14 protein-coding genes, 1 tRNA gene, 1 rRNA gene and 2 pseudogenes are annotated in these 24,530 nt (G+C 41.0%); 7 read left to right on the forward strand and 11 right to left on the reverse strand.

What is annotated here, in order from left to right:
* Nucleotides 1-31 precede the first annotated feature (31 nt).
* Nucleotides 32-2,956 (reverse strand): TonB-dependent receptor domain-containing protein, encoded by a 2,925-nt coding sequence (locus CTT31_RS19205; RefSeq protein WP_260492806.1) that lies wholly within the window; start codon nt 2,954-2,956, stop codon nt 32-34.
* 489 nt (nt 2,957-3,445) lie between these two features.
* Here CTT31_RS19205 and CTT31_RS19210 point away from each other — a divergent pair, with 489 nt between their 5' ends.
* Nucleotides 3,446-5,074: a cyanophycinase gene (locus CTT31_RS19210; RefSeq protein ID WP_260492807.1), complete on the forward strand. Its 1,629-nt coding sequence runs from the start codon at nt 3,446-3,448 to the stop codon at nt 5,072-5,074.
* Between the two features lie 99 nt (nt 5,075-5,173).
* Here the strand turns inward: CTT31_RS19210 and CTT31_RS19215 are convergent, their stop codons facing one another.
* On the reverse strand, nt 5,174-5,941 hold the full coding sequence (locus tag CTT31_RS19215) for a DNA/RNA non-specific endonuclease (protein WP_260492808.1): 768 nt from the start codon (nt 5,939-5,941) through the stop codon (nt 5,174-5,176).
* Nucleotides 5,942-6,672: 731 nt separating this feature from the next.
* A complete protein-coding gene (locus tag CTT31_RS19220; protein WP_188249508.1) occupies nt 6,673-8,394 on the reverse strand; it encodes an alpha/beta hydrolase in 1,722 nt (573 codons plus the stop codon).
* Between the two features lie 859 nt (nt 8,395-9,253).
* Between CTT31_RS19220 and CTT31_RS19225 the strand changes: the two genes are divergently transcribed.
* The 3 genes from CTT31_RS19225 (at nt 9,254) to CTT31_RS19235 (ending at nt 12,773) form a co-directional block, all read left to right on the forward strand.
* The gene (locus CTT31_RS19225; protein WP_260492809.1) at nt 9,254-10,519 is read left to right on the forward strand and encodes a tyrosine-type recombinase/integrase; all 1,266 of its coding nucleotides are present in this window, start codon (nt 9,254-9,256) and stop codon (nt 10,517-10,519) included.
* Between the two features lie 276 nt (nt 10,520-10,795).
* A complete protein-coding gene (locus tag CTT31_RS19230) occupies nt 10,796-12,199 on the forward strand; it encodes an AAA family ATPase (RefSeq protein ID WP_260492810.1) in 1,404 nt (467 codons plus the stop codon).
* Nucleotides 12,200-12,209: 10 nt separating this feature from the next.
* Entirely contained in the window at nt 12,210-12,773 is a 564-nt protein-coding gene (locus CTT31_RS19235; RefSeq protein WP_260492811.1) for a hypothetical protein, read from the forward strand.
* Between the two features lie 8 nt (nt 12,774-12,781).
* On the opposite strand, the gene CTT31_RS19240 is transcribed toward CTT31_RS19235, so the two are convergent.
* Nucleotides 12,782-13,663 carry a site-specific integrase gene (locus tag CTT31_RS19240; protein ID WP_260492812.1) on the reverse strand — a complete coding sequence of 294 codons (882 nt, stop codon included), beginning with the start codon at nt 13,661-13,663 and terminating at the stop codon, nt 12,782-12,784.
* Nucleotides 13,656-13,877, reverse strand: a complete 222-nt coding sequence (locus tag CTT31_RS19245) for a hypothetical protein (protein WP_095728257.1) — start codon at nt 13,875-13,877, stop codon at nt 13,656-13,658. The genes CTT31_RS19240 and CTT31_RS19245 overlap by 8 nt, the downstream gene beginning before the upstream one ends.
* Before the next feature lie 632 nt (nt 13,878-14,509).
* Here CTT31_RS19245 and CTT31_RS19250 point away from each other — a divergent pair.
* Nucleotides 14,510-16,177, forward strand: a complete 1,668-nt coding sequence (locus CTT31_RS19250; RefSeq protein WP_260492813.1) for a TIGR04141 family sporadically distributed protein — start codon at nt 14,510-14,512, stop codon at nt 16,175-16,177.
* 67 nt (nt 16,178-16,244) lie between these two features.
* Here the strand turns inward: CTT31_RS19250 and CTT31_RS19255 are convergent, their stop codons facing one another.
* The 4 genes and pseudogenes from CTT31_RS19255 to CTT31_RS19270 form a co-directional block, all read right to left on the reverse strand.
* Nucleotides 16,245-17,069, reverse strand: a complete 825-nt coding sequence (locus tag CTT31_RS19255) for a hypothetical protein (protein WP_260492814.1) — start codon at nt 17,067-17,069, stop codon at nt 16,245-16,247.
* Nucleotides 17,070-17,450: 381 nt separating this feature from the next.
* A pseudogene (locus tag CTT31_RS19260) lies at nt 17,451-17,663 on the reverse strand (IS3 family transposase); the annotation flags it as partial.
* 18 nt (nt 17,664-17,681) lie between these two features.
* Entirely contained in the window at nt 17,682-18,734 is a 1,053-nt protein-coding gene (locus CTT31_RS19265) for an IS110 family RNA-guided transposase (RefSeq protein WP_260492815.1), read from the reverse strand.
* A 192-nt stretch (nt 18,735-18,926) separates the two neighbouring features.
* Nucleotides 18,927-19,894: pseudogene (locus CTT31_RS19270) on the reverse strand (IS3 family transposase); the annotation flags it as partial.
* A gap of 65 nt (nt 19,895-19,959) precedes the next feature.
* Between CTT31_RS19270 and CTT31_RS19275 the strand changes: the two are divergent.
* Nucleotides 19,960-20,187: a hypothetical protein gene (locus tag CTT31_RS19275; protein WP_260492816.1), complete on the forward strand. Its 228-nt coding sequence runs from the start codon at nt 19,960-19,962 to the stop codon at nt 20,185-20,187.
* A 518-nt stretch (nt 20,188-20,705) separates the two neighbouring features.
* On the opposite strand, the gene CTT31_RS19280 is transcribed toward CTT31_RS19275, so the two are convergent.
* Both CTT31_RS19280 and CTT31_RS19285 read right to left on the reverse strand, forming a co-directional pair.
* Nucleotides 20,706-20,782: transfer RNA gene (locus tag CTT31_RS19280), tRNA-Pro, on the reverse strand.
* A 163-nt stretch (nt 20,783-20,945) separates the two neighbouring features.
* Nucleotides 20,946-22,364 carry an alanine/glycine:cation symporter family protein gene (locus tag CTT31_RS19285; RefSeq protein ID WP_010607547.1) on the reverse strand — a complete coding sequence of 473 codons (1,419 nt, stop codon included), beginning with the start codon at nt 22,362-22,364 and terminating at the stop codon, nt 20,946-20,948.
* A 594-nt stretch (nt 22,365-22,958) separates the two neighbouring features.
* Between CTT31_RS19285 and CTT31_RS19290 the strand changes: the two genes are divergently transcribed.
* Nucleotides 22,959-24,491 (forward strand): 16S ribosomal RNA (locus tag CTT31_RS19290).
* The last annotated feature ends 39 nt before the right edge of the window (nt 24,492-24,530 follow it).

Consider the following 24,530-nt stretch of genomic DNA (forward strand, 5'->3'; position numbering starts at 1 on the left):
GAACGAAAATGGGGTTACCCCCATTTCTCCATTAGAACTGGTAAGTTAATCCGAGAGTATAGTTAGTGCCTAACGCGTTGTGATTGATTGAATCGAAGCCTCGCGATGAGCCATAAACCACTGGCGGCTTTTTATCGAAAAGATTATCAATACTGAGCCTCACTTTTAGGTGCTCTGAGAACTCATAACCCGCACTAACATCAACCACTGTCCAGCTATCAACATCTCGTTTCCCTTCGCTATCGAGTTGCCCAAGTTCAGCTAACTCGTCGATTTCTCGACCACGTAGCCCTTCGATGTCGTCCTCATAACTGTTAGTATAGTTTGCACCCAGCGAGATATAAAAATTATCAGCGTTATAAGTCACTGAAACTCTGCCTATATTTTCAGGGTATCTAAAGGTACCAACAAGTTCTTCACTCAGATCAGAACCAGGTTTATTGCGTTCGTATTCAAGGTAATGAGTTGCATCCAGTTTCACGGTTAAGTCAGCGTTATCAAATCTAAATCTATGATTAAATTTAATGTCCAACCCAGCAATATCTTGGCTACCTGTGTTCTCTAATTGAATAACATGATCGCGATATAGTTGTAGGCTTTGAGCGCGAGGGTCAAATTCATTGATATAAGCCGCCAAAATTTCGCTTAGATCAGCGCCGCTTTGATCTATGCTTAAACCTTGTGTATCGGTTACGCTACACACATCTTCATCATACGAAATACCCATCTGACCATCAGGCACAAGGCCACAATGACGCAACGACGGATCTGTAATCGCACGACTGAGTACAGCGGTCATATTTGTATCAATAACGTCGGTATATTCAAATTGCCAGTAATCAATCGCGATAGTGGTATCTCGAGTTGGGCTCCAGGCTAAACCTAGAGAAATAGATTCAGACTCTTCGGCATTAAGTTGGCTGTTACCAAGCTCTAAGGAGTTAACCGTAACTTGCGTGCCATCACCCTCACAATACAGATCGGCGACAGCTTGATTCGCGCCGCAATCGAAAGTTGAAGTCGTTGTTCTCAGCTTAACCCCCGCCTGCGTTAAAGACGGTGCTCTAAAAGAAGTAGACCAACCTGCTCGTAACATTAGGGTATCAGTAGGGCGATAGCTTATGCCGATTTTTGGATTAAAAGTTGAACCAAAGTCGTCAAAGTGGTCATATCGTCCAGCCACCTGCATTTCTACTGTTTCTGTTACTGGAATGTATAGCTCTACAAATGCACCTAGCTGCGTTCTTTTTGCGTCCGCGATGCTAGAGCCATAACCAAATACATCAACTAAGTAATCGTTGGCAGCATCTGCAACCGCATCATTTGAAGGGGTGTCCGACAGCTCTTCTTTTCGTGCTTCGACACCAAATGAGGACTGTACCGCGATATCTTGCCAAGAAAAGAGCTCACCCGATACAGTAAAATCCCAGCTGTAAATACGGCTTGTACCTTCTCGGGTTGGACGTGCTTTGGTAAGTGCAAGTGTTGCATCGTTAGGGGCATTGCCTACTAAGAATGGGTTATAAAAGTCGAGCAGGTTACTATTAGCACAGCTTAACTGGCCGTCGTTAATGCTGGCAATGTTCCCATCACCACATAGCTCCCCGGCCAAAGCGGCATGAAACTTATAACGATTGTATACCCCATCGGTGGCCACCTGATCTGATTTAGATTCAGAGAACATAATCCCAGATACCCAATCCCATTCGCCTAGCTGCCCTTCTAGGCTTGAAACCAATCGCATATTTTGGCTTTCGACTTTAATGGTGCGGGGTGAGGTAAAGCGAGCATCAAACTGAAACCCCCATTGCTCCTGTCCAAGTTGTGTGTCGAATGGGTCGATGTAAAGTGAATCAAGTAGCGAGTTGTTACCGCTTGCGTCGCTATAAATGAAGAGGGCATCCTCTCTCACCCACGGACCTTCACTGTCATCAATCTGATTGATTGCGGCTGGGGTTGAATAAGCGGTTGATTTTGTTTTACTGATAAAAAATTCAGTTTTCCAAGTTAACTCGCCAACCTGCTGATTGAGCATTGCACCACCAGACATACTCTCAAATGGTGTGCTTAGGACATCATCTTGATTACCATAGTAAGCACAGATCTGCTCCCCATACTCAGTGGTAACCAGCTGGCTCATACAGCCAGGTGATGGAAGCTCATTACCGTCGCGACTGCTGTAATAATAAATATTAGGCGTATTGTTGAGTTTAGGAAGATAAGAATATCCGTTAACTAAGTTGGGTGTTGCTAAGAAGTCTCTATCTGTTGCGTTAAATTGGTTTCGGTCGTAAAAATCTGCAAACAACATAAGGCTGCCATTACCAACTTCAGTTCCCCAAATTAGATTGACTTGTGTTTTGCCCTCATCAGAGCTTTCAAGACTGTTACCATAGCTAACCTCAAGTTCTGCACCATCGTAATTGTCTTTAAGAATATAGTTAATCACACCCGCAACGGCGTCGGCTCCATAGATTGCGGATGCCCCAGTCGCTAGGATCTCAACTCGTTCGATTGCCGCTAAGGGGATGGCGTTTACATCAACAAAGTTTTGTGTGCCCGCCGCAAAAGAGCTTGGCGCGACACGACGACCATTGATCAAGGTTAACGTCGCTGAAGGACCCATGCCTCGTAAACTGGCAGCTGCTTGCCCCGCGGGTGTTGAGGTTGACGTACTGCCACTTTCGCTTGTTGAGAATGTGCCAGAGCCACCTTTTAATTGAGGAAGGTCTTGAAGTAGCTCGAAAATTGAGGAAGCACCTGAACGGTCTATGTCTTCTGAGCTCAAGATAGTAATGGGCTGTGTACCTTCTAAATCAACGCCTTTTATGCGAGAGCCTGTGACCTCAATTCTTTCAACGGCTTTTACGTTTTGATCTGTTTGTTCTTCTGCATGAGTATTAAAACTTGAAGCAGCCAAGGCTGCTGAAATTGCTACGAATAGTTTGTTGTACATTACTTCACCTACTTTCTGTTGATGAGCGGCTTGGTAAAGGCGAATGGCGTTGCTGTAGAATTTATTTGTTGTGTTTATTGCTCTACCGCATTGAAACTTCGCAATCGTCTGTGCTTAAAAAGCGTTAAAAACAATAGGTCAGTTTCAATTGGACAGATAAAAACCACGCCACTACGAAAAATAATCGCGATAGTACGCCTTAAGCCAGCCGTTTAATTTTTATAGAAATCAAGAAGTGGGGTTGCAATTAATAGACAACGCCACGGCTTTACACCGTGTGTCTACTCGTCGAACCACTCAGAAAGGTAGTGAGGTGAGTAGAAGTAGCAAACAAATTTGAACGCATTCTTCAACATATTTTCATCTCGTGTTTTTTGACAATGCAAACCAGCGTGTGCTAGCTTGCGCTTCGCAATGTTCATTAAAATTTATAGCACAAGCGTTTTTGTGCTGACAAGTCGTTTTTAACAAATTTGTTTGGAATTTATCATGAATGTTGTATTTTTTATAACCACAGTGTTAACTGTGGGTACGCTTTTCTTCAGCTTAACCTCTTCTGCACAAACACTTTATTTGATTGGCGGTGCACTCAAAACCTGCTCTAGTATGGCCACAAAAAATTGTGCAGAAAATGTCGAATTTTCAACGGCTGTGAAAACACATTCGCTGTTTTCTGTTGATGAAATGGCAATAAATAAATTCACTAAAGGTTGGCCAACTAACAATCGCGCGCACCTTAGGCGCACCCTTAAACTGCTTAAGAAATTACCATCGAACAAAGTCTTATCTAAACTACAGCTTGTGCAGCATGCGAAACAATTTGATGAAGGCTTATATCGCAGTTGGAGTGATAAAGAATATAACTTCTTCTTCGATATGCTTGAACTGCCCTTGTTGTATCAGCATAACCGCATACCTGAAATAGTTAATACTAACGGAAATAATGAGCCAGCGAGCACCGAAATCATAGAAGATATTGCTAAGCGCATTGGCAAGACAAAAACCAAAAGATTGCTGCTTGTCACTGCATCTTCTCGTGATCCTTATGAGTCTGCTGATTTCTATGAAGGGCTATTTCAAAGCTACGATGTTAATGCTCAATGGTTCCCCCTTACTCCAGCATTAGCCGCAGCACTTAGTCGCGATGACTGTGAAAACCTAGATAGCTATCGTAACCAGCTCAATGGGGTTTATAATCGTGAAGTCATTTATCCTGATAGAACATTAACCGAATATAATCTTTGCCAGCAAGGGATTGAGAAGGTGAAACAGCAGTTGGTAAATGCGGATGCGATCATGTTTAACGGCGGTGATCAATCACTCACTAAGCTAGTAATGTATGCTACCGATAAGCAAACGCCTTATCCTTGGACTGAAGTTCTAAAGGAGATACCGATAATTATCGGTACAAGTGCCGGAACAGCGGTGCAGGGTGGCGGAAAAAATGCCTTCGGTAATGTTCCCATGATCACCAATGGTAGCAGCGTCGAAGCTATATTAAATGGCGCGATAAATGCCTCTGCTCCAGTACAACACTGCGAAAAGCATGGTGGGTGTGGCAAGCTAAATGCCGATGCATTAACTTATGATGCTACAGGTGGCTTAGGAGTCTTTTCCTTTGGCGTTTTAGATACGCATTTTAGTGAAAGAGGCAGAAGTTTTAGGCTTGCGGTGTTAGCACTAAAAAGCGGCCAAAAATTTGGTTTTGGTGTGGATGAAACCACAGCACTAAAATTTGAAAGTACTGAAGAGGAGTTCTCGGTACTTGGTAAGCAGGGCGTAGTTGTGATTGAAACCCATAAGCCACAGCATTTCTACTATTCGTTTTATCCTGCAGGCAGTACGTTTTCAATGTCCAAGTTTCATTCAAAGAACAAAAGCGACAGTAATGTGGTGAACAAGGCAAAAGGCAAACGTCTAGTTGAAAATCTAGTCGAAGATAATGCGCTCCGTGAAGTGACACAACTTATGTGTTTAGAGCAACTTAGTGAAGTGGAAGCCTCACAGGTAGACCTGCCAAACATTCATATTGAACGAACCAAGCAGAGCCGCTGTGACAGGCAGGCCAATGGGAAATTCCGAGTCAAAAACATAACTGTAAAATGGCATGAAAAGTAATGTAACCTAAACCTTAAATAAGGCGGGTATTCATCGAGCAAATACCTTGAAGCAAATTACAAAGTGAATTAAAGGGCTACCAACTGGTAGCCGTCATAATTAGCAGCCTAGTTGTGAGCTAAGACCGCCGACTCGAGCCTCAATGTCGGTGGCTTTATAGCTTGGCAGGCTAGGTAGGATATTCAGGCCTGCTCTTTGCTCTACTTCGTCAATGGTTACTTCTGTTTTGCAGTAATCAAGATATCTACCAGAAGTTTGCTCCATGATAAAAGCAGAAGCCTTCACATTTGAGCCTGCTATTGTGACAACGACCTTAAAGTAGCCTGACGGAATAGTGTGAGATTCATCAGCACCAGGCAAGGTAGCAAAGTAATATTCATACAAGGGACCCGTGAACACATAGGCATTTTCGCCTGTTCGCACTAAACTTCTCACTGCATTTTCTAATTTAACCCATGGACCTTGATTAAGGTTTGATGATTGCGGGGTAATGTTCGAGAGATAGTTAGTATCGCTCCAATTGGATGTATTGGAAAACGATGCCAAAGGCACTTGATGACCTCTATCTGTATGAATAGTTGCCCATGCATCGCTGTAGTCACTTGGCTCTAGCGTGTATCTACTTGCAATTTTAGGGTCAGATTTCCAAGTCCTTGAACGGCTTGGGCCATCAATTGTGCTTGATGTGACTTTGTATGCTACCCAGTCCGCAAACTTTGTTGTGCGATTATTGCTAAGCACATATATAGGTCGCTCAACGATATCATTACTTGATGGTGTGCCAGTTGGGCAACCGTAGTTGCTACATATGTTGGTGTTTGCATTTGCAGTCGCACTGACAGCAAGCATGAGTATTGCGAATTTCATTTTAATCTCCGTGCTTAATTGAAAGTCACGCAATACTAGGTTGGTTATTTGTCAGTATTATTACTTTAATGTAAATATATTGTGTTTTTTGATTGCTGCTGTTAGTTGAAAACTACAGTGAAAGAGCTGACTTATAAGGCGTTATAGCTATAAAGTATGTTAAGAATCCCTCATTTTCATTTTACTAATTAACTGGAAAATAGAGGCTAGGAGCAGAGTTATAATTTCAATTGTTGTCCACTATTAGCAATCTCGCCTTGAACCCTTGTCGGCAAATTACTCAGCTTATATTTGGGCACTCTGTATGGTTTTACAATTCTTGCTTGATCAGGAATTTTTCACCCAGGCTAGATAAGGTAGTAACGCTTTTGTCGATACAGAAATCGGTTGAGTTGGAAGAAGCGTTCAGGTTTTGCGTCTTCAAATAGTTAGATGCTGATTTCTGCAGGATTAAACTTTTGATTTCAAAGTTCTCAAATCCATAAAGCTTTATTACTGCTTTGGAGAAAGTTGTGTAGTGGTCAATGCTTTTTGGCCACCACATTATAAATTCTCAGTATTGCAGTTCTTGCATAATAGTAGAGGTAACCATTGTTGTGCTGATCGTAGAAATTCTCCTTATAAACTATTTAACTTTATGGGAAAGTTACACCCGCATGCGTCAATGTGCCATGATCGTGTCTACTCTCACGCAAAGCGTTTTGCGGTATGCTTTTAAAAGGTCGCCTGGTCTAGCGAGCAATGCTAATATCATCTAAGATGATTGACATGTTTTGGCTTGGCGTAAAACTAATATTTAATATTATCTCATCAGTATTACTACTCTCTGCTATAAGTTCGATAGGAAAAACAACGGTCTGAAGTAATGGCTCTGTAGGTGGATAACTTACATCTTTGTTCTCCAGCTCTGAATAGTCTGAAGTTAACAGCGGGGAAATGCTTCCTGGGGAAGTAAAATTCTGATTAATTACGACGCCATACTTATTGAGAATTTCTATTTTTATGTCAGACAACAGATTATATGGGCTACATTCTCTGTTCTTTTCAGAGTCCAACACTGCTATTGCAAAAGTTAAAAACTTATCTTTCATCGTCAAGCCATCGATTGACGCTAATTTAACTTGAAAAGAAGTTTCAACTTGTTTCTTGAGTTTCAGAGCTAATACATTGTTTGGTGTATCTACGCCACCTCTTAATTGCTCCTTTACAATTGAAGGCATGCCCAATTGCTCCTGGCCATCAACCAAAACCTTATACCTTTTACGATCTGTATTGAGAATGTCAAAGTTCTCAATAACTTGAAAAGCTGAAGTTATATATCGAGAGACATAGATGTCCTTGGGAAGATCAAACTCTGAGATTGGAGGTCGTCTTAGTATATTTTCATATTCTTTCTTCCCTAACAAAGTGAGATCAATAAAGGCAGATACAAAGACTTTGGTCAACTGCTCTTGCTGTTTAGGCGACAATAGCTTTTTATAAAATCTTTTGCTTCCTCCCCAATGAGTATCATTAGACATATCTTGATTAAAATTTATGTGGTTAGCTTTATATACGTAAATTGAATACTTTACATAGTCATTACCGTCATCAAATAACGTTCTTTGCCATTGCTGACTACCAAGAAACTGATAAACGTCAGCATCGTGCCCTCCTTGCAGTACTAAGTAATTAGTGTTTCTTAGAATGTTTTTGCCATTAGCATGTTGATATTGACCATCCATTGGTGCTAACGCGACTACCGATTTAATACCGAAACCAAACTCTGTAAGCTTATCGCTATTTGGTAAGGTTTTTAAATTATTGAATGTAGAGGCTAAGGAGACGGCTTCCCCTCCTCTAGACATACCAATTAATGCAATGTTTTCCAAATCAAGTTTGTTATAAAAAATGCTATCCTGTTTTCGATTCCAAGAACGCAGTAGCTTAAGGTGTTCCAACAATACCCAGCCACGAGCGCCGCTTTCTCCCATTAAGCCATTTAAATAAGTTTGATCTACCTGAACAACGACGTAACCGCGACTAGAAAACAACTCACCTAAATAATCAAAACCTGGGTCTGAATTGCCATGAACTAAAAGAATAACAGGCTTCTTCTCTGAAGTATCAGGAAACCAAACTTTACCATCTAGCGCTAAATTTGCGCTTTCAAATGTATGGTATGCGTCATATTTATAGCCCTGATTTTTGGAATATTCAGCAAGAAAGCTTGGTAGCGTGATGGTAGGAGTAATTATGTCGGGCTTATCAATAGAGAATAAAAATGGCTTTTCCCCGTAGGTAATCACGTCAAATTTATACTTCCCTCTTTCGGCAGGGTTTGATAAGCCACTCTTTTGTGTTTTAGGAAAAATGTATTTATCTGAAACACACTGTAAAACCTCATAGGCAGTAGCTGAAAGGGAAATCGATAGAATGATGATAGATACTAAATGTGCAAGTAAACGTTTCATTATTATCCTTAACACTTTATTTACTGAGTTTTATGTTAACAATGTAGGAGTTGAGGCTTTAGACGCAAAAAATATAAAAAAGGTTTAAAGGTTTTGAGAATAGGACTAGTCAGCATCCTTTTTTCTGCGATTGCAATTATTCTGTGTACTAACTTATTCCTCTTCAAAATTAAGTTAGATCCAATGTCCATTTCCTGTAACTTGTAGTGGTCAACTAATTCCGGACAGTGAACTAAGTTTTTCTTCTGCGACTGCTGGAGCTTGCATATCGTTATGACTATGTGGCCTTCTCCAGTTGTAATAGTTCATAAAGTAAAAGCTAACGTATTGTTCAGCTTCTTTAAATATAGTGGAGTTTAGTTTTGGGGCGCTTCTCACAAAAAGATTCCTTCTAGTCTTTCAGGCTTCAATTTCATCTAATTAAGATCTAAGAGCAATTCTACTCATTAGAGGCGCTATTAGGTGTCGTCCTATAAATCCTCCCCTAAAAGGCGCTGAAAGGACAAAATAATTTTATTGAAATATGGTGCAGCAAGTGTGCGATGAAACTAATGTGCGATAAGAATGATAGTAGATAGAGTTAACTTATTGAACAGGGTAAGGAAAAGCTGGTCGGCATAGCAGGATTTGAACCTGCGACCCCTGACACCCCATAAAAATTAACTGTGTTCAAACGTGTACAATCATGAACAAACGTGACCCATCGTGAGGTATCCCAATAAAACCTAACTTATTGCTGTTGCTAATAATTACGCTGTAAATTATACATAGTGAAGCAACGTGATGAATCGTGAGTTAAAACCAGTTGGTGCGATAACTGTGCGATAAATTTATTGGCTATGTGTTAGGTGTGCGATAAATGGTGTCAATTAAAGAAAAATTAACAGAGTCGGTGATCAAAAATATTCCACTAGAGATCACCCGAATAACAGATACTGAGCTATCAGGTTTTTATCTCAATGTTGGCAAGCCTAACAAAGATGGGAAGCGTTCTTTAGTTTACTACCTGTATTATCGATTAGGTGGCCGAGGCTCAAAAGAAAGGCGTTTAGCATTAGGCCGTGCGCCTGCTTTGAGCGTTGTTAAAGCTCGTGAGCTAGCAAAGCAATACATTGGTGATGTATCACGTGGCATAGATGTATTCCTTGAACAAAAAGAAAAAACCAAAGCGCAAAAACAAGAAGCTGAAGCGCCAACGGTACAAGAATTAGCTACAGAGTTTCTAGATCGCTATATCAAGGTTAATCGCAAAGACCCTCTAGAAGTTGAACGTATGTTTGAAAAAGACGTGCTACCAGCGATAGGGGGCGTTAAATTAAAAGACATTACCCGCCGAGACATTTTAAGCAAAGTATTAGACCCAATCACCGACAGGGGAGCAGGCACTCAAGCCAATAAAACCCTATCGATCCTTAAGCAAATGTTCGACTTTGCCGTTGAGCGTGACCTAATGCAGGGCAATCCCATTAGTACCGCCAAGAAAAAGAACGTGGGCGGTATTGAAAAGCCACGAACACGCGCCCTTGAGTTTGAAGAGCTGATACAAGTATTCGAGCGTCTGCCTAAGCTCGGCGTAAGCACGCAAGTGATCTACGCTTTGAAGTTTATAGCTCTAACTGGTTGCAGACCGATAGAAGTGACGGGCGCGCAGTGGCAAGAATTCGACTTTGATAAAATGATTTGGACCATTCCCGCCGAGCGAGTAAAGCAAAACAAAGGCGGGGAGCGAATCCACAAAGTACCCATCACCCAAAATATGATCATTATGCTTGATGAGCTGCGCGCTTCATTCAGTTATTTAGGTTCAAAATACGTGTTTCCAAGTACTACCTGTACCACAAGCGCTGTAGGTGAACAGCCCATTGATAGGCATTCACTTTCAAGAGCGGTAAACCGAAAACAAAAAGAGCTGGGTGTTCCAAAGTTTGTCCCACATGACCTACGCAGAACAATGGCTACACGGTTAGGTGATGATGATATTGGCGCTGATCCGATAGTGGTTGAAAAGATACTTAACCACCAATTGCAGGGAATGCAAAAGGTATATAATTTGCAGGAGTATATGGAGAAGAGGTTGAGTGCTTTGCTGGGCTGGGGAAATAAACTGATGTGCCACAAAAGTTAACAGTAATTGAGAGTAATGTTTGGTTGACTGTTAGTATTACTCTTTTTATGCTTGCATAACAGGTACACGTCAAAGGAAACAAGCCTCTGTACGATAACTACAGTGCATGGTACGATGATGGATCTAATTAGTTGACATATATGACTTACAGCATCACTCTTGTGAAAAATATTGTGATTTTTACGATTGATACCTTTATTATCAAATTAGTCTTGTTTATACATATCTGTTGTTTACAATGAAAATGGAAATACAACCAAAAATTGATGTCCATCTATGAAATTAAAAGTTGATATTAAGAACTTTGGTAAAGTGAGGGATGCACGGCTTAAGCTTGCTCCTTTTACTGTTATTGCTGGAGCGAACTCTTCTGGTAAAAGTTTTGTATCTAGAGCACTTTACAGCTTCTTTAGTACGATTAATAAAGACCATGTTACTGATTCATCCGTTGCATCATTTGATCGCATCCGAGATTTGTTGTTTCCTGTCTTGTCGACAGTGAAGAATCCTAGCTTAACTGTGGTATTGATTCATGAGGGGCTTGTCGAACTTTTAATTGAGATAGAAAATACACTAGAAGAAGAACTAGGTAGTTGCACGTTTTTAGAACAAAAATCTCGTTTGACAATTCTGAATACACAAATCAATAAATTCGAGAGCATGTTAAATGGATTTCGGCTTGAAACTGAAGGAAAGAAAAAATATGAAGAGTTAAGCTCGAGACTTTTTTTAATCCAACAAAACCTTAGAGGCTTAATAGCAGCTCTTGAAAGCCCTTTGGAAATACTGTCTGATAATATAGAGAAAGGTTTTAGAGAAGCACTTACAGAAAACTTTCAAACCCCTAACCTGTCGGACTTAAGAAGTTTTGAATCAGAGGACTCCGAAATTACTTTTGACTTTGGGGATTTTGGTAAGATAACCATATTAGATGAAAGTATTGGATTCTCGTTAAATACTGAAAGTGTAGACCAATTTCAGTCTTTATTTAATGTAGTTTTTATCGAATCTCCTATTTATTGGAAGTTGAGAAAACCTCTTCTGCGCCTTATGGAAAAGCCCCGTTTTCTTTGGTCTCGTCGTCATTATCAAGAATCTCTTAGCGGTGTTCCAAAATATTTCTACGATCTGATTGAACTTGTTGAAAAAAATATTAAGCCCAAATCAAAAAGCATAGACATTTCCAATGTACAAAACATTTTAAAAGACGTCTTGGGTGGTGAATTGGAAATTAGTGAGGGGGGGGATATTTTTTATAAGCATTCGAACTCACATTCTCTTGTAAATCTCAACTTAACTGCTACAGGAGTGACCAATCTAGGAGTTATCGGTTTATTACTTAAGAGAAATGTTATTGCTAAAGGCAGTTTCATTTTTATTGATGAACCGGAGGTCAATTTACACCCTGCTTGGCAAAAAATAATGGTTGATGTTTTATATAAGCTCAGTACTTGTGGTGTTAACATAGTGATTACTAGTCATAGTATTGATATGATGAAATATATAGAGAACATAATGGAGAGTTTAGAAGACGAACAGTTATTGAAGCACTTTGCTATAAACAGGTTATCCAATACTGGAGTATCTACTGATGTTGAAAGCCCACCGCTGCAAGCTCTCGCAAAAATAAAAGAAGATTTAGGAGCTCCGTTCTATGAGATGATGTTGGAAAGCTGGTAAGGAAATAGCTGTGGTAAGTATTAATCAATTTTTAGAGAGTATGGATCACGAGTTCAGTGAATACTCTGACATATCTATTCGACGAAATGGCTTCAAGGTTGATGGTGAACGAGGTATTAAAGTTTATCTAAAAATGAATGAGCTCAAATCTGTAGACTATTTTCATGACGGTAATGAATGCGGAATGGAGTTCATAGAGTTTAGTGATCTATATAGACAGAAAAATGGACTAGATGAGTCTAAAAAGCACTTAAAACACTCGAATTTAGATAAACCCACGAAGGCAAAAATGTTGAAGAAATTGCATAAAGAAATCAATATCGAGATGGTTAATAAATATAAAGACTCTCAACATATTTTAAGGGGATTGCTGGAGCACCTTTACGATGTCCCTAAATCTTTTACAAGCGATCAAAAAAGCTACTTAATTATAGTTTGTCCTCTCACAGAAAAAAATAAGTCAGATATGAGCCGATTCATTGATCAACTCAGAAATAATATACGATCCGCATTACCTAGCTATATGTTTACCCGCGTCAACGTAATCCCTCTAAACTTCTATAATATTGGATAAGCTAGTATTTAGATTAAATAGAGTTCAGTTATCTCAGCCCTAAAATGCCCCATCTCCTGTGAAACGGTCTCTAAGGCCGTTTCATATTTATACCCCAAGCTTTTCAGCTCAACCATCCGCTCTTGAGCATAACTATGTCTAAGACCATGCGCGCCAGTCGAAAATAATAGTGCGCGGTTTGACGCCTTAGAGAACGAATCAGACCATTTTTTACCGCCAGCGATATCATAGCGCTGAAGGTAGTTAATTTTTCTGTCTACAACGGTTATCGGTTGCGCTAAACGTTGTTGTTCTAGCTTATTGGTGAGTGTGGTTGGAATTAGCACATGGCGAATTAAGCCGCCTTTACCTTGCACGGTATATAGCTCGCCGCTTCGACCATGCCATTTTGAATCTAAGGCAGGGCGTTTGTCTGGGCTTCGCTCACTAGCTTTGGCAAGTGTTAGCAGCTCATGGGCGCGCAGACCTGCGGCATAGGCGATTTGTGTAGCGAGTTGATGCTTTGCTGTTTGCAGATGTGAAATAGCTCTGGCTTGATCTTTAGTGTAAGCCCGAGAACGCTTGATTTCTTCTAAACATGACTTTACTCGATAGAGTGTTTCTTTTGGCTGTAGCTTACCGTTTAGTTGCATCATAGCTTGTATTGCTTGACGCTCCATATCTAGGGCTTTTTGGCCGACAATTTCAGCTCGGTAGCCGAGATAAATTCGGGCTTGTTCAATACTCAAAGATTGAATACCGTTTATACCAATATCCTTTGACCAACTGGCAACCGTTTTTAGTGCCTGCTCGTAGTTTCTAGCTGTGCCTAAAGAGCGTATATGTTTTGCTTTGGTCAGCCCTTTGATAACGTTTTTGGCTTGTGTGCTGGCTTTGGCAAATTTAGGCATTTTTATCGAGCCACCGCTTAACGGTCGTCCACTGTACAACGATACCTCTCATGGCAAGCCAGCGTTGTAACTCAGCTTTAGTTGCACCCGCGTCATATAGTTTACAAAGTTGAGTGTGGTACTTATCAAGTTTGGATGATTTATGACGTTTACGGGCACGTAGTTTTGTTTGCGCTTTTAATAAAGCGACTTCAGTATTTGGGTTAAAAGTCATGCTTGTTCCTTGGTTGTAAGATTAACTGGCAACACCGTTGCTCAGCGGCACTAAAGCCTATTCGCCCCAGTTAAGCGCAACAGCGCAAGGCTCGGACTGATCTCGCCTAAAATAAAAACCTCAGATACGTGGAAGCGGCAGCAACTAAGCGCCGAATTTGAAAAGCGCCATAAATGTGGCGCGGCATGACATAAATATTAAAACAGTGAGGGTCCTCACTACGTGTTGTCGGCAGCTGAACAGCGCCGTTTTTCTTCAATGCCCTAAGGGCTAAATCAAGTTTAGGTTAGCGTTAAATAAGACAGCTTTCAATCTGCAAATAAAAATCTGCGCATAGGCTTAACAAAACCAAGCCCCCCCGCTATGAAGCGAGCGATTTATCGCTTCGACATAGCGGGGGGCGTAGCCCCTTTTAAAAGAGGAGGAAATTGCTCATGATGCCTCGGTTAAAAGGGCTTGGTTGTGTGTTTGCTGTATTCACAATTATGAAATACGCTTAATTGAAGTAAGGATGATTTTTAAGCTTTTATCACCTAGTTTTTTTGCTATTAATTTTAAATTTGCAATTATAACTAAGGTAAGCAGTCGAGCAAACAGCATCCTAATTTACAGACTGAAAAAGGGTGTGCTCGATGAAGAGAAATGTTGTAGCTTTTCTAGGAAAGAAAAATTTATCAATAGATGAGCTTTTAGATAATACCAAAGCCCATAGCAAGCATTATCTTGACCCATCAGAACAATCGAATAATGTTTTATGTTTGGCGGATCATAAGAGCCCTGCTGAGTGGTCGGCGTTGTTTTCGAGCTTTAAAGTTGATGAAAAAGATTTCCAACAAAGAACCGTTAAGGGCGTATATTTTGTTAAAGTAGAAGACCGCTACGTGATTTACACGTTTGGCTATGGTAGATGCCTAGTGAATAAATCTTCTATTGAGAGAGGGTTTGGGTTAAGGGTTTCAATGAACCTTGGTGATCCAGAGCAACTTAAGTCAATCGATAAGGCCACTTTAGAGCGTGTGGCCAGAAACACTCGCTCCCAAGTACTCAAAAAGTCCAGTATTCAAGATTTCCATTTTGAGTTTGACCACGAAATTCTCAAGTCTTTAACTGCAATCGTAGACAATGGCAATGATTGTTTAGAAATGGTTTCTGGAAATGATTCTGTCTCTTTATATACTGAAATCGAATTCGAAAAGTTTGCATGTATATCTGAAAGATTAATAGATGCTTATTTAAGTCAGGATTACAAAGAACAATACCCTTGGGCAGAATTTATAGGCATTGAATCAGACCCAACCGTTATAGAAAAGCTAGAAACAAAGTTGCTACAAAGGTTGAATGAAATACTAGGTTCAAAAGAAAATGAGCCTTGGGATGTTTGGCTAGCACCACCAGAAATTATTGACTATGCAAACTTTGCAGGTTTTGTATACCCAGCTGAAAAGAGACAGGGACATTCATCCGGCTCCCATCCAGAGATGAACTTAAGACAGTTCCTACTTGAAGCTAACTTTCAAAAGAAAAAAGGAATAACAATCAAAACTTTAAAGTCAAAGTATATTTTCTTAGTCGATGGCACTGAGCGTATACTAGATAAGTACCGTGCCTATGATGCGTTAAATGGTGAATTTAGCTTGGATGAAGTCAAGTATGTGTTAAATGATGGCCGTTGGTATCATGTAAAAACTAGCTTTGCTCAAGAGGTTGAATCTTATTTTGATAAGCTTCCACGATGGAAAGGACTAGAGTGCAAACCCTACCATGATTTGAGGGAGTGTTGTTATTTAAGGCGAATAGCTGATGGTGAAGAAATTGCATTACTTGATCAACATTGGGTTAGAAATAAAGAAGTACCACAAAATTATGAATTCTGTGATTTGATGACCAAAGATAACAGATTGATCCACGTAAAACATTATGGAGGGAGTAACGTAATTAGTCACTTGTTAGCGCAAGCCTCGAATGGTGTGGAGATGCTACTCAACAGTCCAGAGATAGTTCCTCAAGTACAAGAGCACCTGCAAAATACGACCATTAACTTTTATTTTGATAGGACTAAACCCCGTCAGCAGACAATAGTTCTCGCGATAATCCAAGCACGAAAAGGAGAGTTACATTTGCCATTTTTTTCAAAAGTAAACCTCAGGCATCATGCTCGGAATATCCAGAATAAAGGCTTTACAGTTGAGTTGGCTAAAATACCTGTAGATAAACTGGAAACAGCAAGGGTAAAAGATAGTGGTGTTAAATGCAAATGTCAGGCGAAAACAGCGGAATGCACAAAAGAGTTAACAGGTTAATGCTAAGGTCAGAATAGAACTTGGGCCCTTACAAATGAGCTGGTACAAAAAACACTGGCGCCGTGAACTAAGTTGACTTTTTGATGCCTGTCGCAACTATTCCTGGTAACAAAGCTTCTATAGCATCTATGGTGGTGACACATTTTTCCGTGAAAGCGAATGACAAAGGTTTCTTGCCATATCCAAATGCCCAAAGAAAGACTTCAACCCCAAATGGGGACGGTTTACACACGATACCAGGATCAGTTGAAAACCCAGTGTACGATTCAAGTCTATGCTTATCGCCATAAACCCATGATTCATCTATTAACCCGTCTCTAGCAAGCCCATGAAATATATGATCTAAGAGTTGAGCATTATTTAGCTCGTCATCACTAAAGTCCATTGCCTTGGCAAACACTTCAAAAGGAAAGTAGATTTGCATTTCATCTCTATCTTTTTGTAAACAAATATTATAGTCACTTTCTTTGAATAAATTGATGATGTTGCTATAGATAATATAATGAGCCCTCACATGATAAGATGATAGGCTCTCTATTACCTTTGCAATCCTAGCGCCGCGGTCATCTCTTGGTATTTTTGTTCTGGATGATGCTAAAACACCACCAAAATACTCTGTTGTGATTAAATCATCTGAATATGAAGCATCATTTACAATCACCTTTAATACCTTAGGTGGTACCGCATGTGTTTTACTATCTTCCAGATTAACATCAGCTTTTTTTTGTGCGTTCAAGAAGATTTTCTTTAAATTAGTAATTCTTACTTCGGCTAGCTGTTTAATTTCTCCACCAAGATAATCTGCTGTAGGCCCTAAAAGTTTAGAAACGCCATCTTTTCCCAAGTAAGCGACAATAGCCCCAAGTCCGACAGTCATTAATGGTTCCGTCATAAATATCACTCCTTAAATGTAAAAATTTAGGTTTGTACGAAGTATCACAATCAATGCAGGCGCAGCAGTTTACTCAATATTCACACTATTAGTGGTCATTGTAAACAATTGCTTTGAACGCTTATATGCCTTTGATAAACTGTAATGGCTAGCGCCGTATTATGTGATCTATTCTAAGCAGCTACTAGGGAAGGTGTTTTTTCGGCGACTATTAATTCTTGGAAACTAAGAGTCTCTTAGCTTTAATGTTATTTTGATACTCAGGAATCCTTAGTTTTAATGTGAGAGGCTAAACCATGTTTTTAAAAGCATTGAAAGCAACCGCGTTAATAGCGCTTGAAGTCATGATCGACGACGATAAAAACTCAGACCATGTAGTGGTCAACTAATTTTGGCCACAGTTTTAGAATCTTGGTATCTAACCTCAGATTCATTTGGCGCTAAACCAGCATTATAATGATGAGGCCTAACGTTGTTATAATATCCGTTGATATAATCACTCACACCATATTTAGCATCTTTAAAGTTTTCGTATCCAACCTTTGGCATCCACTCCGTTTTAAAGCTTCTAAAAAATCGCTCCATTGGCTCATTGACGCTCCTATGTCAAGGTCAAGTTAGCTTTGATAAATCAGAAACTATTATTGGATATAACTCTCTTGCAATATAGCGTTTTAAACAACGCTGGATCTCTTTATTTGATTTCCCTTCTGATGAACGCTTTTCTACATATTTCCTTGTTCTGAAATCATTACGCATTCGAATCAAAGCTACAGTCCAAAGTGCATTATTGGCATCTCTTGATCCACCTCTGTTTAACCTATGACGTTGCTTTTTACCGGAAGATGCATCTAATGGACTAACTCCACATAAGGCTGCAAATGATGATTCCTTCTTGAGTCGCTCAGGGTTGTCACCAGCAGCCACAAGGAGTGTAGCTGCAACATAGCTTCCAACACCATATTGCTCTAGTAATGTTGAAGCTGCTGAGTTGGTTAAAGCTTTAAGTTTCTTATCAATTGTTTTTAGCTCTTGTGATAGCATCATCCATCGCTCTGCTAGCAGCTGTAACATTGATATTAATGTTTCTTCAAGTATGTTTACGGAGTTCATTTCTAATGCTTTACAAGCAGTAATGCACCGATAGCTCGAAGGAACATAACACTGTTGACGAATATGCTCTGGTGCTGTCACAAGTAAAGCTCGAATTTGATTAATAGCTTGTGTCTTAGACTTTACGGAGCTTTTCCTTGCGACAACTAAAAATCTCATTGCTTCAACTATGCCATCATGAGATTTTGGGATTGCAGTAGATTCTTTGGCTAATACAGAACGAGCCGCACTTTCAGCATCCGTTGGATCCGATTTCCCCCTTAACCTTCTTATAGCGCGATTAGGGCGGTTAACTTCAAAAACAGTAACCTTTTGCTCTTGTAAGAACTTACATAAGCCAGCACCATATGTGCCAGTTCCTTCTAATCCAGCTTGGTTCACCGTTCCAAATGACTTGCACCATTTGTACAGTTGGCTATAGCCGGTTGAATTTACAGTAAACTCTTGGGTGTCGACAACTTGACCAATATCATTAACGAGTACAGCAACATGGTTATCTAAATGAGTATCGACACCTAATGTTAAATTGTTAGAAATGTCATTGCGATTCATATCCTCAGCCCTCACAGTCTCAGTAACAGGACTAGACACAGATGTTGCAATACAATGCTCCTATTAGGTCACTGATACTGAATATAATGAAATTACTGACTAATGAATATCGACAGGTCAACACAAAGATATTTGATCAATCCCAGCACGGGTCAGATATTCACTGTCAGTATGACTAAGTATATTATCTATATCCCAACAATTTCCGCGCCTGCTCATACTTTGTGTAATTTTATAGCGCCATAAACGTTGGCGGTACTTCAAGGTTGTATAATGGCTTCCTTGGTCTGAGTGAAACATCAATCCACTTGGTTTACCTCTGCTTTCATACGCGAGTTCAAGCGCTTTTAGCGTTAAGTTAGTATCTGGCGACAACGACATTGCCCAACCAACGACTTTACGTGCAAATAAATCAACAACGACCGCTAAATAGGCCCAGCGATTGCCTGTCCAAATATACGTCACATCACCGCACCACACCCTATTCGGCTCAACAACATCAAACTGCCTATCTAGCAAATTTGGGATTTCAAGATGCTCATTACCACCCCTTTTATATTGATGTTGTGGTACTTGGCAGCTCTCTAGTTTTAGTTTAACCATTAGCTTAGCGGCGCGATAACGGCTTAATTCAAAATCGTTATTCGTTGCGATTGCTGCGATTGTCCGTGCCCCAGCTGAACCGCCGCTCATTGCATGTATGGCTTTAACTTCAGCTTCTAGCCTTATTTGCTCTGGTGTAGGCGTTGTATCCCGTATGGCCCAATATTTATAGCTGCTGCGATGCACATTGAATACGCTACACAACACGCTAATTGGGTAACGCTCTCGTTGATTTAATTTCTCAATTAACGAGAATTGTTCAGGGAGTCGGACATCAAGAGAGCTGTAGCCTTTTTTAATATATTCTTTTCTAATTCAATACGTTGTATTTGCTTTTTAAGTTCGCGGATTTCAATTTGTTCGGGTGTCATTGGTGAAGCTAATGGGGACTGGCCATTCCGTTCTTGCTTTAATTGAGTTACCCATTTACTTACAGTTGATTTACCACCCCCCATAGCTTTGGCTGCATCTTCTTGTGTGTAGCCCTGATCAACTACAAGCTGAGCTGTTTCTAATTTGATTGCAGCAGAATACGTTGCGCGTTTTAATTTCGTCATTTTTTCACCCAAATTTGTATGCAAATAGCATAACATTTCTTTCTTAATGGGTGGCCAAATTAACTATGCCACTACAGTTCTTCCCTAGCTCAATAGTCGACGACCACACATTGGCAGATGATCCCATCGGGCATATTTTTAAGCTGTTCGACATCGACAATAATTGCTTGGTTTTGTTGGGGGATAAGTTTTTCTTTGAACCGATCCGAAATGAAGTGAAAATGGTTTTCGAGAAGGCAATGGAGTTTGACCAAAAAGGGTCTCGTTTTCCAATATGCGAAGCCGATTTGTAACAAAACCATCCACCCGACGCCTTCCCAACGCGCCTTTTGTGCTTGGCGCGAGCGTCAGTTTAGTACAAAAGGCACTCTGGTCAGTTACGGGTGATGGCAGCGTTGAAGAGCCACTATTGGCACAGAGCTGTTCTTCGTCTATAACGAGTTTATGTTCAAAAACGCGCTAGAGTCGCCGTCTGCTTCTCTCTCGAATGTACCTGTTAGGTAAAACTTTGACCTAATTGCTAAAAGCATAAGGTCATACATGAGCTGCCACGATTCATTGCCCGTCTATTACAAATTTTTTCTGAAAAGCTTTTATAAAATTAGATCGTGAGGAAGGTAACAAAGGTGCCATTAGCTGTCTTCCTATATATCCCCCCCAATCAACACCTAATCTAACCTAAAAATGAGAAAATAATTTTAGATAAATATAGTGCGATAAATGTGCGATATAGAGTTAGATATTGCTGACGATTAGTGCGAAAACTAAGACGAGTAAGTGATATAACTTATTGAATGGGGTAAGGAAAAACTGGTCGGCATAGCAGGATTTGAACCTGCGACCCCTGACACCCCATGACAGTGCGCTACCAAGCTGCGCTATATGCCGACTTGTGCTTTACTATACGGATTTTTTTTTGAAAGGCAATAAGTGGTTGGTTTGTTTGGACATTAAATGAACTCAAGGGCGTATTTTTGTGTTCTTCTTCATTAAAATTGGGTTTTATAAGAAGAAGGCGCACTAAATATAAGCATTAGTGCGCTGTATTGGTCTATTTAGTCCAAATGCCTTTTGGTAGTGTTTTTTCTACTTCAGGGTTGGTACTAGGATCAAACTCTGGGGTTACGCCTGCTTTAAGCTGCTTTTTATAATCGTTGGCAAGCCATAGCACGACTTTGCGAAGCATAAAGAGCGCAACCACGTTAACTACAGCCATTAAGCCCATTGAAATATCAGCGAGTGTCCAAACCAGCCCAAGTTCGCTTACCGCACCAAACATTACCATACCTAATACACAAGCTCTAAATACCATCATGCCTTTCTTTGAATGGTGATCTAAGAATAGTAGGTTGGTTTCTGCATAACTGTAGTTGGCAACAATGGAAGTAAAAGCAAAAAATAGAATAGCTACCGCAACGAAAATTGCGCCCCATTCCCCTACATGATGAACCAATGCAGATTGCGTTAATTCAATGCCAGTTAAACCTGAGTTTGGCTCGAGCTGACCAGATAAAAGAATAAGCGACGCGGTCGCGGTACAGATCACTATGGTATCTACAAATACACCTAGCATTTGTACATACCCTTGTGATGCTGGATGATTTGGATTTGGTGTTGCACTTGCAGCAGCGTTTGCAGCGCTACCCATACCGGCTTCATTTGAGAATAAGCCGCGCTTGATCCCTTGAAGCATCGCTTGCATTACCGCGTAGCCAATAGCACCAGCACCCGCTTGCTCAATACCCATTGCACTTTTTACTATTAACATGAATATGTCTGGTAGCTGCGCAAAGTTCACAGCACAGACGTAAAGTGCAAGTATAAGATAAGCAACGGCCATAAAAGGCACGACAAGTTCGGCAAAGCGTGCAATAGTTTTTAAACCACCGAAGATGATAATCCCAGAAGCTGCTACTAACGCAATACCCATCACATACTTAGGCACATCAAAGGCAACGTTAAATGCTGCAGCAATGGAGTTGGCTTGTACTGCATTAAAGACGAAACCAAATGCAAGGATAAGGCAAAGTGAGAATAACACCCCCATCCACTTACGTTTTAAACCTAGCTCCATATAATAAGCAGGGCCACCACGGAAGTTTCCGTCATCATCTTTTGTCTTATATAGCTGCGCTAAGCAACTTTCAGCAAAACTGGTCGCCATACCAATCAAGGCAATGAGCCACATCCATAATATAGCACCAGGACCGCCTAAATAGAGCGCAACGCCAACACCTGCCATATTACCGGTACCAACCCGTGCGGCGAGTGAAGTACAGAATGCTTGAAAAGAGGAGATACCATCTTCAGCACCTTCGCGGCTTTGCATCATTACCTTCACCATATATGGAAATTGAGTGAATTGAATAAAGCCAAGCCTAATTGTGAAGAATACACCTGCAGCTATTAAGAGGTAGATAAGTAGATGGCCCCATAAAAGACCACTTATCGAGTTTAAGATATCAGCCATGTATTTAGCCTTTTTCTAAGAACGAGTAAATAATGGGGCGGTAATCTACCACAAAGAAAAGCAAAAGCCGAAATTCCTGTGGGTTATCCACAGAAAATGTGGATAAGTTGTTAGGATTCGGTGGGCTAAAAAGCATTTGAAAAATAAATAGAAAAAACCGAAAAAAAGGGTTGCACTAAAATCGGATCTCCCTATAATGCGCATCCACCGACACGGGAGCAGCGCTGAAAAGCAATAAGCCAACGAGTTGGTAGTCGAGTAAAACTTAGCGTTGAAAATTTAAGAGAAAACTTCTCAAGAAATTCAAAATTAAGTGTTGACAAAAAATTGGGAATGCTTAGAATGCACATCCCTCGAAACAACGAAATGTTTCGAAATGTTCTTTAAAAATATGAAGCAATCATCTGTGTGGGCACTCGTACAGATTGAGTTCTAACAGCAGATTCTAGTTCGCTAGATGACGCAAACAAATTTAGAGTCTCAATTGTAACTGAGTGACTATATAGTCAATTCGTTTTGATTTTACTTTTTTGAAAAGTAGAAACAAACAATCAGAATTCATTGAGCACGAAACTTAGGTTTCGAAAAAACTTTTAATTGAAGAGTTTGATCATGGCTCAGATTGAACGCTGGCGGCAGGCCTAACACATGCAAGTCGAGCGGTAACATTTCTAGCTTGCTAGAAGATGACGAGCGGCGGACGGGTGAGTAATGCTTGGGAACATGCCTTGAGGTGGGGGACAACCATTGGAAACGATGGCTAATACCGCATAATGTCTACGGACCAAAGGGGGCTTCGGCTCTCGCCTTTAGATTGGCCCAAGTGGGATTAGCTGGTTGGTGAGGTAAAGGCTCACCAAGGCGACGATCCCTAGCTGGTTTGAGAGGATGATCAGCCACACTGGAACTGAGACACGGTCCAGACTCCTACGGGAGGCAGCAGTGGGGAATATTGCACAATGGGCGCAAGCCTGATGCAGCCATGCCGCGTGTGTGAAGAAGGCCTTCGGGTTGTAAAGCACTTTCAGTCAGGAGGAAAGGTTAGTAGTTAATACCTGCAAGCTGTGACGTTACTGACAGAAGAAGCACCGGCTAACTCCGTGCCAGCAGCCGCGGTAATACGGAGGGTGCGAGCGTTAATCGGAATTACTGGGCGTAAAGCGTACGCAGGCGGTTTGTTAAGCGAGATGTGAAAGCCCCGGGCTTAACCTGGGAACTGCATTTCGAACTGGCAAACTAGAGTGTGATAGAGGGTGGTAGAATTTCAGGTGTAGCGGTGAAATGCGTAGAGATCTGAAGGAATACCGATGGCGAAGGCAGCCACCTGGGTCAACACTGACGCTCATGTACGAAAGCGTGGGGAGCAAACAGGATTAGATACCCTGGTAGTCCACGCCGTAAACGATGTCTACTAGGAGCTGGGGTCTTCGGACAACTTTTCCAAAGCTAACGCATTAAGTAGACCGCCTGGGGAGTACGGCCGCAAGGTTAAAACTCAAATGAATTGACGGGGGCCCGCACAAGCGGTGGAGCATGTGGTTTAATTCGATGCAACGCGAAGAACCTTACCTACACTTGACATACAGAGAACTTACCAGAGATGGTTTGGTGCCTTCGGGAACTCTGATACAGGTGCTGCATGGCTGTCGTCAGCTCGTGTTGTGAGATGTTGGGTTAAGTCCCGCAACGAGCGCAACCCCTATCCTTAGTTGCCAGCGATTCGGTCGGGAACTCTAAGGAGACTGCCGGTGATAAACCGGAGGAAGGTGGGGACGACGTCAAGTCATCATGGCCCTTACGTGTAGGGCTACACACGTGCTACAATGGCAGGTACAGAGAGCAGCGAGCTAGCGATAGTGAGCGAATCCCTTAAAGCTTGTCGTAGTCCGGATTGGAGTCTGCAACTCGACTCCATGAAGTCGGAATCGCTAGTAATCGCAAATCAGAATGTTGCGGTGAATACGTTCCCGGGCCTTGTACACACCGCCCGTCACACCATGGGAGTGGGTTGCTCCAGAAGTGGATAGTCTAACCTTAGGGAGGACGTTCACCACGGAGTGATTCATGACTGGGGTGAAGTCGTAACAAGGTAGCCCTAGGGGAACCTGGGGCTGGATCACCTCCTTATACGATTTAGAACTTATTTGTTCGAAGTGTCCACACAGA

The organism is Pseudoalteromonas maricaloris (assembly GCF_024746855.1).
Lineage (GTDB): Bacteria > Pseudomonadota > Gammaproteobacteria > Enterobacterales > Alteromonadaceae > Pseudoalteromonas > Pseudoalteromonas maricaloris.

Coding starts and splice junctions, on each gene's coding strand:
- CTT31_RS19230 (WP_260492810.1), top strand. CDS start 10,796: ATGAAATTAAAAGTTGATATTAAGAACTTTGGTAAAGTGAGGGATGCA.
- CTT31_RS19275 (WP_260492816.1), top strand. CDS start 19,960: ATGCCACTACAGTTCTTCCCTAGCTCAATAGTCGACGACCACACATTG.
- CTT31_RS19250 (WP_260492813.1), top strand. CDS start 14,510: ATGAAGAGAAATGTTGTAGCTTTTCTAGGAAAGAAAAATTTATCAATA.
- CTT31_RS19245 (WP_095728257.1), bottom strand. CDS start 13,877: ATGACTTTTAACCCAAATACTGAAGTCGCTTTATTAAAAGCGCAAACA.
- CTT31_RS19225 (WP_260492809.1), top strand. CDS start 9,254: ATGGTGTCAATTAAAGAAAAATTAACAGAGTCGGTGATCAAAAATATT.
- CTT31_RS19255 (WP_260492814.1), bottom strand. CDS start 17,069: ATGACGGAACCATTAATGACTGTCGGACTTGGGGCTATTGTCGCTTAC.
- CTT31_RS19205 (WP_260492806.1), bottom strand. CDS start 2,956: ATGTACAACAAACTATTCGTAGCAATTTCAGCAGCCTTGGCTGCTTCA.
- CTT31_RS19265 (WP_260492815.1), bottom strand. CDS start 18,734: ATGAATCGCAATGACATTTCTAACAATTTAACATTAGGTGTCGATACT.
- CTT31_RS19220 (WP_188249508.1), bottom strand. CDS start 8,394: ATGAAACGTTTACTTGCACATTTAGTATCTATCATCATTCTATCGATT.
- CTT31_RS19285 (WP_010607547.1), bottom strand. CDS start 22,364: ATGGCTGATATCTTAAACTCGATAAGTGGTCTTTTATGGGGCCATCTA.
- CTT31_RS19210 (WP_260492807.1), top strand. CDS start 3,446: ATGAATGTTGTATTTTTTATAACCACAGTGTTAACTGTGGGTACGCTT.
- CTT31_RS19240 (WP_260492812.1), bottom strand. CDS start 13,663: ATGCCTAAATTTGCCAAAGCCAGCACACAAGCCAAAAACGTTATCAAA.
- CTT31_RS19215 (WP_260492808.1), bottom strand. CDS start 5,941: ATGAAATTCGCAATACTCATGCTTGCTGTCAGTGCGACTGCAAATGCA.